This window comes from Streptomyces herbicida (assembly GCF_032656585.1).
In the GTDB taxonomy this organism is placed as follows: Bacteria; Actinomycetota; Actinomycetes; order Streptomycetales; family Streptomycetaceae; genus Streptomyces; species Streptomyces herbicida.
Genome location: NZ_JAUYWJ010000007.1, coordinates 163,225 through 175,569, shown reverse-complemented (window position 1 = coordinate 175,569; position 12,345 = coordinate 163,225). Strand labels below are relative to the sequence as shown.

At 71.7% G+C, this 12,345-nt stretch carries 14 protein-coding genes and 2 pseudogenes; 6 read left to right on the top strand and 10 right to left on the bottom strand.

Annotated elements, in window-relative coordinates:
* A pseudogene (locus Q8A52_RS16920) lies at positions 1 to 233 on the bottom strand (hypothetical protein); the annotation flags it as partial.
* 50 nt (positions 234 to 283) lie between these two features.
* On the opposite strand from Q8A52_RS16920, the gene Q8A52_RS16915 reads away from it, so the two are divergent.
* On the top strand, positions 284 to 1,075 hold the full coding sequence (locus Q8A52_RS16915) for an alpha/beta fold hydrolase (RefSeq protein WP_316752880.1): 792 nt from the start codon (positions 284 to 286) through the stop codon (positions 1,073 to 1,075).
* A complete protein-coding gene (locus tag Q8A52_RS16910) occupies positions 1,072 to 2,334 on the top strand; it encodes a cytochrome P450 (protein WP_316752877.1) in 1,263 nt (420 codons plus the stop codon). Before Q8A52_RS16915 ends, Q8A52_RS16910 begins: the two co-directional genes overlap by 4 nt.
* Here Q8A52_RS16910 and Q8A52_RS16905 read toward each other — a convergent pair.
* The 3 genes from Q8A52_RS16905 to Q8A52_RS16895 form a co-directional block, all read right to left on the bottom strand.
* Positions 2,306 to 3,502: a damage-control phosphatase ARMT1 family protein gene (locus Q8A52_RS16905; RefSeq protein WP_316752875.1), complete on the bottom strand. Its 1,197-nt coding sequence runs from the start codon at positions 3,500 to 3,502 to the stop codon at positions 2,306 to 2,308. The genes Q8A52_RS16910 and Q8A52_RS16905 overlap by 29 nt on opposite strands.
* A 22-nt stretch (positions 3,503 to 3,524) precedes the next feature.
* Positions 3,525 to 4,172, bottom strand: coding sequence for a ScbR family autoregulator-binding transcription factor (locus Q8A52_RS16900; RefSeq protein WP_316752873.1), 648 nt, complete (start codon positions 4,170 to 4,172; stop codon positions 3,525 to 3,527).
* Between the two features lie 368 nt (positions 4,173 to 4,540).
* Positions 4,541 to 4,720, bottom strand: a complete 180-nt coding sequence (locus Q8A52_RS16895) for a hypothetical protein (protein ID WP_316752870.1) — start codon at positions 4,718 to 4,720, stop codon at positions 4,541 to 4,543.
* Positions 4,721 to 4,759: 39 nt separating this feature from the next.
* On the opposite strand from Q8A52_RS16895, the gene Q8A52_RS16890 reads away from it, so the two are divergent.
* Entirely contained in the window at positions 4,760 to 5,701 is a 942-nt protein-coding gene (locus tag Q8A52_RS16890; RefSeq protein WP_316752867.1) for a lytic polysaccharide monooxygenase, read from the top strand.
* A gap of 18 nt (positions 5,702 to 5,719) precedes the next feature.
* Here the strand turns inward: Q8A52_RS16890 and Q8A52_RS16885 are convergent, their stop codons facing one another.
* Entirely contained in the window at positions 5,720 to 6,370 is a 651-nt protein-coding gene (locus tag Q8A52_RS16885) for a Tat pathway signal sequence domain protein (RefSeq protein ID WP_316752865.1), read from the bottom strand.
* Between the two features lie 601 nt (positions 6,371 to 6,971).
* On the opposite strand from Q8A52_RS16885, the gene Q8A52_RS16880 reads away from it, so the two are divergent.
* Both Q8A52_RS16880 and Q8A52_RS16875 read left to right on the top strand, forming a co-directional pair.
* The gene (locus Q8A52_RS16880) at positions 6,972 to 7,634 is read left to right on the top strand and encodes a DUF6230 family protein (RefSeq protein WP_316753239.1); all 663 of its coding nucleotides are present in this window, start codon (positions 6,972 to 6,974) and stop codon (positions 7,632 to 7,634) included.
* Positions 7,634 to 8,086 carry a DUF6114 domain-containing protein gene (locus tag Q8A52_RS16875; RefSeq protein WP_316752863.1) on the top strand — a complete coding sequence of 151 codons (453 nt, stop codon included), beginning with the start codon at positions 7,634 to 7,636 and terminating at the stop codon, positions 8,084 to 8,086. Before Q8A52_RS16880 ends, Q8A52_RS16875 begins: the two co-directional genes overlap by 1 nt.
* Before the next feature lie 50 nt (positions 8,087 to 8,136).
* Here the strand turns inward: Q8A52_RS16875 and Q8A52_RS16870 are convergent, their stop codons facing one another.
* Positions 8,137 to 8,871, bottom strand: a complete 735-nt coding sequence (locus tag Q8A52_RS16870) for a Type 1 glutamine amidotransferase-like domain-containing protein (protein ID WP_316752859.1) — start codon at positions 8,869 to 8,871, stop codon at positions 8,137 to 8,139.
* 28 nt (positions 8,872 to 8,899) lie between these two features.
* Positions 8,900 to 9,103 carry a Sec-independent protein translocase subunit TatA gene (gene tatA, locus Q8A52_RS16865; RefSeq protein WP_316752856.1) on the bottom strand — a complete coding sequence of 68 codons (204 nt, stop codon included), beginning with the start codon at positions 9,101 to 9,103 and terminating at the stop codon, positions 8,900 to 8,902.
* 94 nt (positions 9,104 to 9,197) lie between these two features.
* On the opposite strand from tatA, the gene Q8A52_RS16860 reads away from it, so the two are divergent.
* Positions 9,198 to 10,685 (top strand): LCP family protein, encoded by a 1,488-nt coding sequence (locus tag Q8A52_RS16860; RefSeq protein ID WP_316752852.1) that lies wholly within the window; start codon positions 9,198 to 9,200, stop codon positions 10,683 to 10,685.
* Here the strand turns inward: Q8A52_RS16860 and Q8A52_RS16855 are convergent.
* The 3 genes and pseudogenes from Q8A52_RS16855 to Q8A52_RS16845 form a co-directional block, all read right to left on the bottom strand.
* Positions 10,676 to 11,629, bottom strand: a pseudogene (locus Q8A52_RS16855) (HAD-IC family P-type ATPase); the annotation flags it as partial. The gene Q8A52_RS16860 and the pseudogene Q8A52_RS16855 sit on opposite strands and share 10 nt — an antisense overlap.
* Complete coding sequence (locus Q8A52_RS16850) at positions 11,626 to 11,901, bottom strand: cation-transporting P-type ATPase (protein ID WP_408649212.1); 276 nt, start codon at positions 11,899 to 11,901, stop codon at positions 11,626 to 11,628. The pseudogene Q8A52_RS16855 and the gene Q8A52_RS16850, both read right to left, overlap by 4 nt.
* A gap of 13 nt (positions 11,902 to 11,914) precedes the next feature.
* Positions 11,915 to 12,268 (bottom strand): ArsR/SmtB family transcription factor, encoded by a 354-nt coding sequence (locus Q8A52_RS16845; RefSeq protein WP_316752847.1) that lies wholly within the window; start codon positions 12,266 to 12,268, stop codon positions 11,915 to 11,917.
* Positions 12,269 to 12,345: the final 77 nt, after the last annotated feature.

Below are 12,345 nucleotides of genomic sequence, written 5' to 3'. Positions count from 1 at the left end.
CGGCGCGCCCGCGCCCGGCGCAGGGCCTCGTCGCTCCGGCCACCGATCCACACGGACGGGCCTCCCGCGGTCCACGGCAGCACGCCGAGCCGCGGCTTCCCCTTGCCCCGCCACAACTCCTCCACCGCGGCTGTTCGTCCGCACCGCGCGCCCGCGCCCGGCGAACGGGACCCGACGGTCGAGAACTCCGCGGTGTCCCGGCCCCCGGCCGGCGCGTGGCCGCTCGTCGGCACGCCCCGTCCGCGCTCTTGCCGAGCCTCCGTCCGCGGGTCACGGTGGTCGCATGACCTCCTTCGTGCTGCCCCATGAGGTGCACGGCGACGGCACCCACAAGGTGTTCGCCGTGCACGGCTGGTTCGCCGATCGCTCCGCCTACGCGGCCGTCCTGCCGGACCTGGACCGAGAGACGTTCACCTACGCACTGGTCGATCTGCGCGGCTACGGGCGGGCCAGGGATGCCGTGGGCGCGTACACCACCGCCGAGGCGGCGCAGGACCTGGTGGAGCTGGCCGACCGCCTCGGCTGGGAGCGGTTCTCGGTGGTGGGGCACTCGATGGGCGGCGCGGTGGCCCAGCGGCTGCTGGCCGTGGCCCCGCACCGGCTGCGCCGGATCGTCGGCGTCTCCCCCGTGCCCGCCTCGGGGCTGCCGCTGCCCGGCGAGCAGTGGGAGCTGTTCGCGGACGCGGCGCACCGGCCGGAGAACCGGCGCACGATCATCGACTTCACCACCGGCGGCCGCCGTCCCGCGGCCTGGCTGGACCGGATGGTCGACACCTCGCTGGCGCGGAGCGACGCCAAGGCGTTCCGCGCCTGGCTCGACTCATGGGCGGGCGACGACTTCCGCGCCGACGTCGAGGGCTCGGAGGTGCCCGCGCTCGCCGTGGCCGGGGAGCTCGACCCTGCCCTGTCACCCGGGCTCGTCCAGGAGACCTGGATGTCCTGCTACCCGTACGCGGAGCTGCGGCGGCTGGCGAGCGCAGGCCACTATGCCATGGACGAGACCCCGCTGGAGCTGATCCGGGTGGTCGAGGACTTCCTGCGCGAGGACGGTCCCGGCAAGGGCGGGACGGCGTGAGCGTGCGCCACGCTCCCCCCGTTCCGGACGTCTTCGATCCGCGCCGCTACGCGTCCGGGGTGCCGTACGACGACTACCGCGTCCTGCGCGACCACCACCCCGTGGCCTGGCAGGAGGAGCCCGAGGTGCTGGGCTGGCCGGCCGGGCCCGGGTTCTGGGCGGTGACCCGGCATGCGGACGTGGTGCGGGTGCTGAAGGACTCGGCGACGTATTCGTCGTACATCGGGGCGACCCAGATCCGGGATCCGGACCCGGAGGACCTGCCGTTCATCCGGAGCATGATGCTCAATCAGGACGCGCCGCAGCACGGGCGCCTGAGGCGGCTGGTGAGCCGAGCGTTCACCCCCGGGCGGGTCGACCGGTTCGCGGACGTCGCGCACGAGCGGGCACGCACGCTGCTCGCCGGCGCCCTGGAGACGGCCCGCACGTCGGACGGCACGGTCGACCTGGTCACGGCCGTCACCGACGAGTACGCGCTGCTCAACCTCGCCGACCTGCTGGGCGTCCCGGAGAGCGACCGGAGGCTGCTGCTGCACTGGACACAGCGGGTGATCGGCTATCAGGACCCGGACGAGGCCGGTCCCCCGGTGCTGGACGGTGAGGGCAGGCCGGTCAATCCTCGGTCGCCCGCCATGCTGCGGGACATGTTCGACTACGCCCGGCAGCTGGCGGCGTACAAGCGGCGCTACCCCGCCGACGACGTGCTGACCACGCTCGCCCACGACGCCGAACTCACGGGCGCCGAGCTGGAGATGTTCTTCTTCCTGCTCACCGTCGCGGGCAACGACACGGTGCGCAGCGCCGCTCCGGGCGGGCTGCTTGCGCTGGCGGAGCATCCGGAGGCGTATCGGATGCTGTGCGATGGCCAGGTACAACTCGCCACCGCCGTGGATGAGTTGCTGCGCTGGCATCCGCCGGTGCTCACCTTCCGCCGTACCGCGGCGCAGGACACCGAGCTGGCCGGGCGGAAGATCCGGGCCGGTGACAAGGTGGTCGTCTTCCACGCCTCGGCCAACCGCGACGAGCGGGCCTTCAGCGGCCCGGACCGCCTCGATCCGGCCCGTACGCCCAATCCGCACGTGTCCTTCGGGGACGGTCCGCACGTCTGTCTGGGCGCCCACTTCGCCCGGCTTCAGCTGCGGATGCTGTACGAGGAGGCGTTGCGGGTGCTTCCCGCGCCGCGCCTGGCCGGGCCCGCGCAGCGCCTGGTGTCCAACTTCATCAACGGGCTCAAGTCGCTTCCGCTGTACGTGGATTGACCTGGACCAGTGCATGGGTGCCACCGGTGCGCCAGCGCTGCCCCTCGGCGGCGACCAGGGCCGCCTCGGTGTCCGGGTCCAGGCCGGTGATCACATCGGACTTGAGCGTGCGCAGGGCGGCGACCGGGCCGGGGAAGTAGGCGGTGACGTCCCGGAAGGGCGTGGTCGGGGGCCACAGCCGGTCGCCCACCAGGCGCCGGTAGTTGAGGTCGCCCTTGAAGACCGTCAGCGTGGCCGCGGCGAACTCCGCGCGGAGGTCGTCGGGCATATCCGGGTACGGCAGCGGGGCGCAGGAGAAGGGGTGGGCGCGTACGGCCAGGCGGCCGTCGGCCAGGGCCGACCACAGGCGCCGCCCGTACGCGGCCGCCGTGCCCGGCGCCGAGGTGAGCCGGCGCAGGGCGTCGACCACATCGGCGGTCGTGGCGTCGGAGACGTAGTACGGGTACGGCTTGATGTGCAGCACGACCCGTCCGACGCGCCCCTCGGCCAGCAGGCGGGCGATCAGCAGCAGGTCCGGGACGAGCTCGCGGCCCGCGTTGTCCGCGACCAGGCACAGGGTGCCCGCGCCGGAGGGCGGGAGCAGGGACCACAGGGTCTCAGTGTCGTCGGCGACCAGGGCGGGCACGGCCTCCTTGGCCTCGGCACCGGCGTCGGACAGCCGGAAGCCGAGGTCGGCGCGGTTGCCCCAGAGCGAGCCGTGCAGCAGGGCCCGCGCCCGCTCGTCGGCCGGACCGTCTTCCAGGGCGTCGAGCGCGGCCAGCTCCTCGTCCGTCTCCTTGGCGTCGAGTTCGGCGAGCTTGAAAGGGCGGAAGGGGTCGATGCCCTGCCAGGCGCCGGGCCCGAAGAAACCGACCGCGTCGAGGAGCCGGCGGTAGAAGTGGCTCTCGGACCACAGCCAGGGGACGTCGAACCAGGACCGGCCCGTGTACGCGTCCATGCCCCACTCCCGCCATCGGTCCCGGTCGGGCGCGTCGGCGGGGAGCGGCTCGATCACGCCCTCGGTGCAGCTCTTCAGCAGCGCGTCGAGCGCGCGGTGCTGCTCGGGGCCGTACGGAAAGGCGTCCCGCACCTGCCGGATGATGGCGGGGTGCCGTTCGGCCAGCACGCTGTGGGGGAACGAACCGGGTTCGTCGCCGAGGATCACGGGCGCGGCGGAGGTGTCGGGCATGTGCGTCACCGTACCGCGCGCCTCAGACGGTTCTGATCTCCCGCTCCAGCTGCGAGGCGAGTGTCAGATAGCGGGCGCGGCGGGGCACCGGGACCAGGCCGCGGATCATGAGGTGCCACATCTCGGCGACTCTGCGGGGCAGGCGGGCGACGGGCTCGAGGGAGCGGCCCGCGACCCGGGTGCCGACGAAGAAGTACACGAGGGAGTGAGCCACGGCATCGATGTCTATGTCCGGGTGCACATCGGACTCCTTGACGGCCCCGAGGAGTTTGCGGGTGGCCAGGTCCAGCCACTCGGCGAAGGGATGCCGCAGCGGCGGCCGTACGGCGACCTCCGCGGTGGCCAGGCGGAGCCCCGCCCGGGGAATGGGGCCCTCGACGGCGAGCCGGGCGATCCCGAACGTGGTGCGCATCAGGGACTCCAGCGAGGAGCAGCTGCGGCTCTCCACCTCCCTCAGTACCTGCCGCGACGCCCTGGACTGGAGCTCCATGATGGCGTGCGCCAGGTCCTCCTTGGCGGCGAAGTGGAAGTACAGCGCCCCCTTGGTGACCTGGGCGTGTTCGACGATGTCACTCAGGCTGGTGGATTCATAGCCATGACGGTCGAACAGGTCGGCTGCGGCTGTGATGATCGTTGCTCGGGTCTGCTCGGCGCGTAACTGCCTCGCCATCGACTGGACACTCCTTGCGGCCGGAAACGAACGGGACGTGCCGTTTGTTTTTTACCCCTCGCATACGATAGCTCACCCTGAGAGAACGGGAGCCGGGTGTGCGGAGCGGGTGGTCGACACGTGTAACTGATGTGCGGACGACCGTCGTCACCATCGAGCCCCGACAAACGGACGAAGTCAAAGTGCGTCCCTCCCTCGACATCTCCCGTATTTCCGGAGGCTTTGGCGGCCGACGGGCCGCCGCACCGGTGATCGCCACGATACGAGGCGGGCGGCCCGTTCTCAATGGGCCCTCGACAGTACCTCAAAACAGACGGGCCGGTCGGTGCATTGACGCACGGACCGGCCCATGGGCGACCGGAGTTGGATCAGAAGGTCAGCCTGCAGCCGGTGAGCGTCCCCGCGTCCTGGGCGGCGGCGACCTGGACACGCGGCTCCGGGTACCGTTCGCGGTCTCGCTGGAGGCGTTCGCCGTGCAGGCGGCGTTGACGTTCACCTCGAAGTGCGGCCGTGACGTGAACGGGACGGGTGCCCTTTGCGTACTGCACGGAGCAGACCGTTCCAGCGCCGGCCGAGGAGACGCCCTGATGACTCGGATGACCGCACACCTCAGGGTCACGGGGGCCGCCGTCGCGGCCTCGGCCCTGCTCTCCCTGTGGGCGGCGGAACCCGCCCTGGCACACGGCGCGCCCACGGATCCGGTCAGCCGGGTGTACGCCTGCTCCCCCAGCGGCGGCAGCGCCTCGACGGCGGCCTGCCGGGCGGCGATCGCCGCGAACGGCACGTCCTTCGTCGCGTGGGACAACCTGCGGGTGGCCGGAGTGAACGGCCGGGACCGGCAACTGATTCCGGACGGCAAGCTGTGCAGCGGAGGACTGCCCGCCTACAAGGGCCTCGACCTGGCCCGTACGGACTGGCCGTCAACGCAACTGGCGCCGGGCGGACGGCTGACGATGACGTACGCCTCGACGATCGCGCACACGGGAACGTTCAAGCTGTATCTGACCAAGCCCGGCTACGATCCGGCCGAACCGCTGCGGTGGTCCGACCTGCCGGCGCAGCCCTTCGCCCAGGTCACCGACCCGGCTCTGACGAACGGGGCGTACCACATCACGGCGAAGCTGCCGTCGGACCGGACGGGACGTCAGGTGCTGTACACCATCTGGCAGAACAGCAGCACGCCGGACACCTACTACTCGTGCTCCGACGTGGTGCTCACCAAGTCCGCCAAGGCGTCGGGCGGGGCGGCCGGGCCGGCGAAGAAGCGGGAGAGCGCCGGGCCGTCGAGGAGCGCGGAGCCGAGCCCTTCGACGCCCTCGAAGAGCGCCGCGGCCCCTTCGGCCCCGGCGGCGGCCGGGACGGCGGCCGCCCCTCAGTCGGCCGAGGGCACCACCACCGACAGTACGCCGGTCGCCTCCGACACGGCGACCGGCTCGGGCCCCTCCGCGCCACTGGTGGCGGGCGGCGCCGCCGCGGTGCTGGTGCTCACCGGGGGCGCCGCCCTCGTGCTGCGACTGCGCCGACGCTGAACGCCGGGGCGCGGGACGTCAGTTCACGTAGACGGCCGCGCCCGCGTCGCTGACGGGGGCGTACTTCGCGGTGAAGAAGCCGCTGGCGAAGCAGAGCGAGGAGCCGGAGCTCTTCGTGAACTGCTGGTTGGTGAAGGCGATGCTGTTGTCGGTGTTGTCGGCCTTGCCGGTCAGGCCGGCGGCCTGGTAGACGCAGGTGATGCTGCCCAGCAGGGTCTTCAGCTTGACCGTGGTCCGGATGGTGGAGCCGCTCGCCGGGGTGACGGTGAGGGTGCCGTCGGAGGCGACCGAGGTCGCGTACGGCAGGTTGTCGACCGTGATGCTGGTGACGCCGGTGACACCGAGGACATTGCTCGTGCAGCTGCTGCTGTCGAAGGTCTGCGCGTTGACCGACTCGGTGGCCGTGCCGGGGGCGGCGGGGTTGTCCGTGACGGTGGCGGTGAACGTCGAGGACGTGCAGGTGACTCCACTGGTGCCGGTCGCGCTGGAGTAGAGCGTCGCGCTGCTGCCGCCGGCCAGCGGCGCGGTGAGCACATCGCCGACCGCCACGGCGGTGCCGCCGGTGCCGCCCGTGGTGAGCACGGCGCCGTCCGCGGAGCCGGGGACGGTGGCCGCGGCCGTGAGGGCGACGACGGTTCCGGCGAGGGCGAGGAGGGATCGCGTACGCATGCGGGTGCCTCTTTCCTTGGGTGGGGGGCTGTGTGAGGTGAGGTGGGTGGGGGCGCGTGCGCCGCCGGCCGTTGCCGGTCCGTCACGCCTTCTCCGTACGTGATGGGCCGGCAACGGCAGCCGACCGGACACCGGCCGGAGACTTCGGGGGGAGAGGCCTCCGGCCGGGCCGGGTGGGGGGCGGCCGGGCACGAACCGGGAGGGGAAACCGACCGTGGCGTTGCCGCGCTGATGCGGAGCGGTGAAGGGAGAGAAGGGGGTTCGGGCCGGGACGCGGCCGATGCCGCGGCGGCGGATCCGGCGCCACGGATCCGAGGGAAACCAGGGAGAGTTGTAGACCTGAGCGTCCGTCAACGTCAAGGCCGATCAAGGGAGTTCAAGGTCGGCGCACAACTGAACCACATTCAACACTCTTTTTTCACAACTCTCTTGACCGTGAAATGTAACCCCCGGTAACTTCCTCGTCGGCTACTGACGCGTAACGAGAAAGCCCTTGCAATCGCCGGGAGTTGTGAGGAGTCGTGCGCGGCAGCCGCTGTCCGCGCCAGGACAACGTGCCACTGAAGCCCAAACCGCGTTGATTTTGCCCATGGGAGCAGAGATGGCCTCGTCCGTCGACAACATCCCCGAGAACCCGGAAAGCGGTTCCGGGGAGAACACCGAAGGTACTGACAGACGTGGCCGGGTCCGGCTGCGCCGAGCCGTCGTGATGGCCGTGCCGGCCACCCTGGTCGCCGCGGGCCTCGCGGTGCTCACCGCTCAGGGCGCGCTGGGTGTCCAGTTCGCCATATCCGGCATGCCGTTCACGGTCACGGCGACCAACCTCGACGGCACCGGCTTCGAGCAGTTCGGCAACCTCGACAACATGGCCGAGGGAAGCCCCAACACGGGTGACACGGGCGGGCAGGTGCTGGTGGTCACCTCCGCGATCAAGAACGCCACGCTCACCAAGCTGTGCCAGAGCGTCGACCTCGGTGGCATCAACCTGAAGATCACCGCGGGCGGCGGCAAGGACAAGGTGACGGCGACCGACCTGACCACCGACTCCACCGAGCTGTCGGGCGAGGCCGCGTTCGACAACATCGAGATCGGCAACGACGCCAGCACGCTGACGAAGGCCGGGGTGAAGGGCCCGATCGGCGTCTTCAGCCAGCAGGCCGACACCGTGCACATCGGCGATCTGCGGCAGACCAACTACGCCACCACCGCCGGTGTGTTCAAGCTGCCGGGGCTGAAGCTCCGCTTCAGCGATTCGGCTTGCTGATGACCGAGCGGTCACCGCAGGGGATGAGGCCCGCCTTCCGGCGCTGGCGGGCTCGCCGTCCGTTCTGGGGCGGGCTGTTGCTCGCCCTGGGCGGGGCGGAGGTCCTGCTCACCATGAAGGCGTCGATGAAGGTCGTCATGCACGTCGGCATGCAGGGCCTGGCGGGCTATCTCCTGCCGACCGTGATGCTGCTGTGCGGCCTGCTGACCCTGTTCAACCCCGCCCAGCGGATCTTCTACTCCCTCATCGGTGTCCTGGCCTCCCTGGCCACCTGGCTCACCTCGAACCTCGGCGGCTTCTTCCTCGGCCTCCTCCTCGGCGTCATCGGCAGCTGCCTCACCTTCGGCTGGCTCCCGGACCAGAAGCCCCGGGTGAGCCGCCGCCGACGCAAGAAGGAGGCGGCCAGGGCAACGGCCCCCGCCCTGGCGGAGGGCACGGGCGAACCGGCGTGAGCCTGCGGCTCGGCCGGTCGGACCGACGGACCGCTCCCGGCCTGCGCGGCTCACACTCCCGGCAGCAGCCGGGGCTCGAGGCGTTTCTCCAGTGCTGTGTTGCCGTCCCGTAGGACGACGTACGCGCCCTTGCCCGGGATTTCGGTGACCGCCTCGGTGAGTTCCGTGCCCCGGTAGACCAGGCCGACGCCGTCGTCCGTGCAGTGGGTGGTGGGCAGGGTGCCGTCGGCGACCAGACGGTGGACCAGGGGGCGGCGGCCCCGGTCGGTGTCGTAGTGGACGCCGTTGCCGTAGGGGAGGAAGCCGAGCGCGTCCGTGAGCGGGCGGAGTTCGGGGCCGAAGGAGTCGGTGGTGCCGCCCCGGAACCAGCAGATGGAGCCGGCGCTGACCCCGCTGAGCACGACTCCCGCCTCCCAGGCCCGGCGCATGATCCGGTCCAGGCCGTGCACCCGCCACACGGCCAGCAGATTGGCCACCGAGCCGCCCATGACCCAGACGACGTCCTGCGCGAGGACCGCGCCCTCGACGTCGTCCAGGTTGGGCATCGGGAAGAGGTGGAGCGGGGTCAGGTCGAACCCCGCCACCCGCGCCGCCTCCGACATACGGGCCGTGAAGTGCTCGGCGTCGCCGATCGCCGTACCGACGTACATGACGCGCGGCGGACGGCCGTGGACGCCCGAGAGGTCCACCGCGTGACGGACCAGCGCGTCGAACTCGACCATGGTCCGGCCGCCCGCGCGGTGTCCGCCGGAGGTGGCGAGAATGGTGGGTTCGGAAGCCGGCACGGTCCGGATGTTAGCGGAACCGCCGGTGTCAGCCCGCTGCGGCAGGCGGCTCCGCGGTGTCCGTCACCGGCACCGGGTTCTCGCCCTTCATCGCCTTCGCCTCGCTCTTGAGGATGCGCATCGACTTGCCCAGGGCCCGCGCCGTGTCGGGCAGCTTCCTGGAGCCGAACAGCACGATGAACACGACCGCGACGATCAGCAGGTGCCAGGGTTCCAGTCCGTTGCGGAGCATGACCGCATCCTCTCTTTCTTACGTTTCCCACTCACCGATGGTTGCTACATTGCGCAACTGTACAACCAGGGGTTGAGACCGTGAGAGGGCGTCGATGACCATCGCCAGCAGGAGCAGGGAGCGGCACCGCCGCCCCGGCGGCCGGATACGGATCGCGCTCGCCGTCTGCCTGTCCCTGCTGGTGCTCGTCGGGGGCGGGGCCGGCTGGCTGTATCTGAAGCTGAACGGGAACATCAACACGTTCGACTCCGACGGCCTCTCCGACAACCGTCCCCCGGCGGGCTCGTCCAAGGGCGAGAACGTCCTGGTCATCGGCTCCGACGCGCGCACCGACGGCAACGCGGCCCTGGGCGGCGGCAGCAAGGACGACATAGGCCGCTCCGACACGACCTTCCTGCTGCACATATATGCCGACCACAAGCACGCGCTCGCGGTCTCCGTCCCCCGCGACACCCTGGTCACCGTTCCGCCCTGCAGACTCCCCGACGGCAGCTGGACGAAGGCCCGGGCCGACACGATGTTCAACGCGGCCTTCTCCGTGGGACAGACCGACGAGGGCAACCCCGCCTGCACCCAGAACACCATCGAGAAGCTGACCGGACTGCGTGTCGACCACACCGTCGTCGTCGACTTCAAGGGCTTCGCGGCCCTGACCGAGGTGGTGGGCGGCGTCAAGGTGTGTGTGCCGGGCGACGTGTACGAGAACGACCTCAACCCTCACCGCACCACCCGCGGGAATCTGCTGTTCAAGAAGGGCGCGCAGACCGTGTCCGGGCAGCGGGCCCTGGACTATGTGCGCATCCGGCACGGGATCGGCGACGGCTCCGACATCGGCCGCATCAAACGCCAGCAGGCCTTCGTGGCAAGCCTGTTGAAGGAGATCAAGAGCAAGGGGCTGACCCCCACCAAGCTGCTGCCGCTGGCCGACGCCGCGACCAGGTCGCTGACGGTGGACACCGGGCTCGGCACCGCCGACAAGCTCGTCTCCTTCGCGATGTCGCTGAGGGACATCGACCTGCACAACACCAAGTTCGACACCGTCCCCTGGCGGTACGAGGGTTCGCGCGTCGCCGTCGTGGAGCCGGACGCGAGCGCCCTGTGGGCCGCGCTCAGGGCCGACCGCACGATCGACGGCAAGAACGCCGGCGGAAAGCAGAGCGCCCGGGCCTCCGCGTCCCCCTCCCCCTCCGCCGCCCCGGTCTCCGGCTCCGGCATCGACGTCGCCGTCTACAACGGCACCACCGTGCGCGGACTCGCCGCCCGGGGCGCCGCCGACCTCACCGCGGACGGCTTCACGGTCACCGGCACCGCCACGGCCACCGCCCAGGACCACGCCACCACGGTCGTCGAGTACGGCCCCGGCCTGGCGGCGCAGGCGCGGACCGTGGCCCAGGTCTTCCCGGGCGCCCGGCTCGAACCCATCGGGGCGGCCAGGATCAACGTCGTCCTCGGGCAGTCGTACGCCGCCTCCGCCTCCGCCTCCCCCTCCGCCTCTGCGACCCCTGCGTCGGTCCCGTCCGCGGTGGCGAACGGAGCCCGCTCGGCGGACGACAACCCCTGCTCGAACCTGACCTACGGCTGAGGCCGTTCACGGCGCGCCCGGGCCGCCGTAAGGGCGAGGGCGTACAGGCCGAGGACGACGGCGAGCAGCGGATTGCAGCCGGCGGGCAGGCCGGTCATGCCGAGGGACGTGCCCAGCGGGCTCGGTGGCAGCAACAGGCCGACGGCGGCGAGCAGGGCGGCGGCGACACCGACCGGTCCGGGCCGCCGGTTCCCGGCCGCACGGCGGCGGCCGGTGCGCAGAAGCAGCATCACCAGGGCCTGGGTCAGCAGGTCCTCGGTGAACCAGGCCGAGTGGAAGACCGCCTGGTCGTCCAGCGCGTCGGGGCCGCGCAGGGCGAGCGCCAGCACGACGAAGGTGGCGAGGTCGGCGACCGCGTTGAGCGCCCCGAACCCCGTGATGAACCGCAGGAACGAGCGCGGCCGCAGCACGGTGGGGCGGCGCAGCGCCGCCGGGTCGGGGCGCTCGTGGGCGAAGGCGAGCTGCGCCGCGTCGAAGCACAGGTTCTGGGCGAGCACCTGGGCCGGGAGCATCGGCAGGAAGGGCAGCAGCAGACCTGCCGCGAGCATCGCGAGAACGTTGCCGAGGTTCGAGGACAGGGTGACGCGCAGATACGAGGCGATGTTGGCGCTGCTGTGCCGTCCCGCGGTGACGGCGTGCCCGATCGCGGTGAGGTCCTTCTCGGCGAGTACGACGTCGGCGCCCTCCCGGGCCACGTCGACGGCCGTCCGCGGGGCGATCCCGACGTCCGCCGCCCGTAGCGCGGGCAGGTCGTTGACACCGTCCCCGAGGAAGCCGACGGTGTACCCGGCCGCGCGCAGCCCGGCGACGACGCGGGCCTTGTCCTCGGGGTCCCTTGCCACCCGCACCGCACCCGGTGCGAGTCCGAGGTCGCGGCAGACCCGGGCCGCCGTGCCCGGATGGTCGCCGGTGAGGATCTTCACCGTGACGCCCAGCGCGGTCAGTCGGCGCGGTGCTCGCCGCCGGCCCGCAGCGCGCAGCTGACCGCGACCAGCGCGAGGATCACCGCGGCGGTGCCCCAGGAGGCGACCAGCGCCGAGACCAGACCGAGGCAGAGCAGTACGGCCGTGAAGGGGTCACGCAGACCCGTGGCGCACAGCCGGGGCCAGGACGTCGTGTGCGCGCGGGACGGTGTGTTCTCGCCGACCGCCGTCAGCCGGGCCGTTGCCTCGGCGTCGGTGAGCCCGCGGGGGCCCGTGTCCAGGCGCCGCAGCACCTGGAGCGCGGTGTCAGAGGCCACGGAGGCGGCGCGCCGGGGTCCCGGCCGGTGTGGCGCGGTCGGTGAGGCGGCCGACCAGGAGCCGTACGACGTCCACCACGTCCGGATCGTCGACGAAGTAGACCTGGCGGCGGCCCTCGCGGCGGGAGCGGACCAGTCCCGCGAGCTTGAGCTTGGTCAGGTGCTGGCTGACCGCGGGCAGCGCGCCGCCGACCCGCTCGGCGAGGCCGGTGACGTCGCTCTCGCCCTGGGCCAGCGCCCACACGATGTGCAGCCGGGCGGGCGAGGCCAGCAGGCCGAAGGCCGCGGCCGCCTCCGCGAGCACCTCGGCGGAGGGGTCCTCGAAGCCGCTGCCGACCGGCATCACCGTTGTCGTCCTCCTGCATGGACCTGTACGGACCTGTACGGAACTGTACGGAACGCCCTCCACCGCTTGTGCGA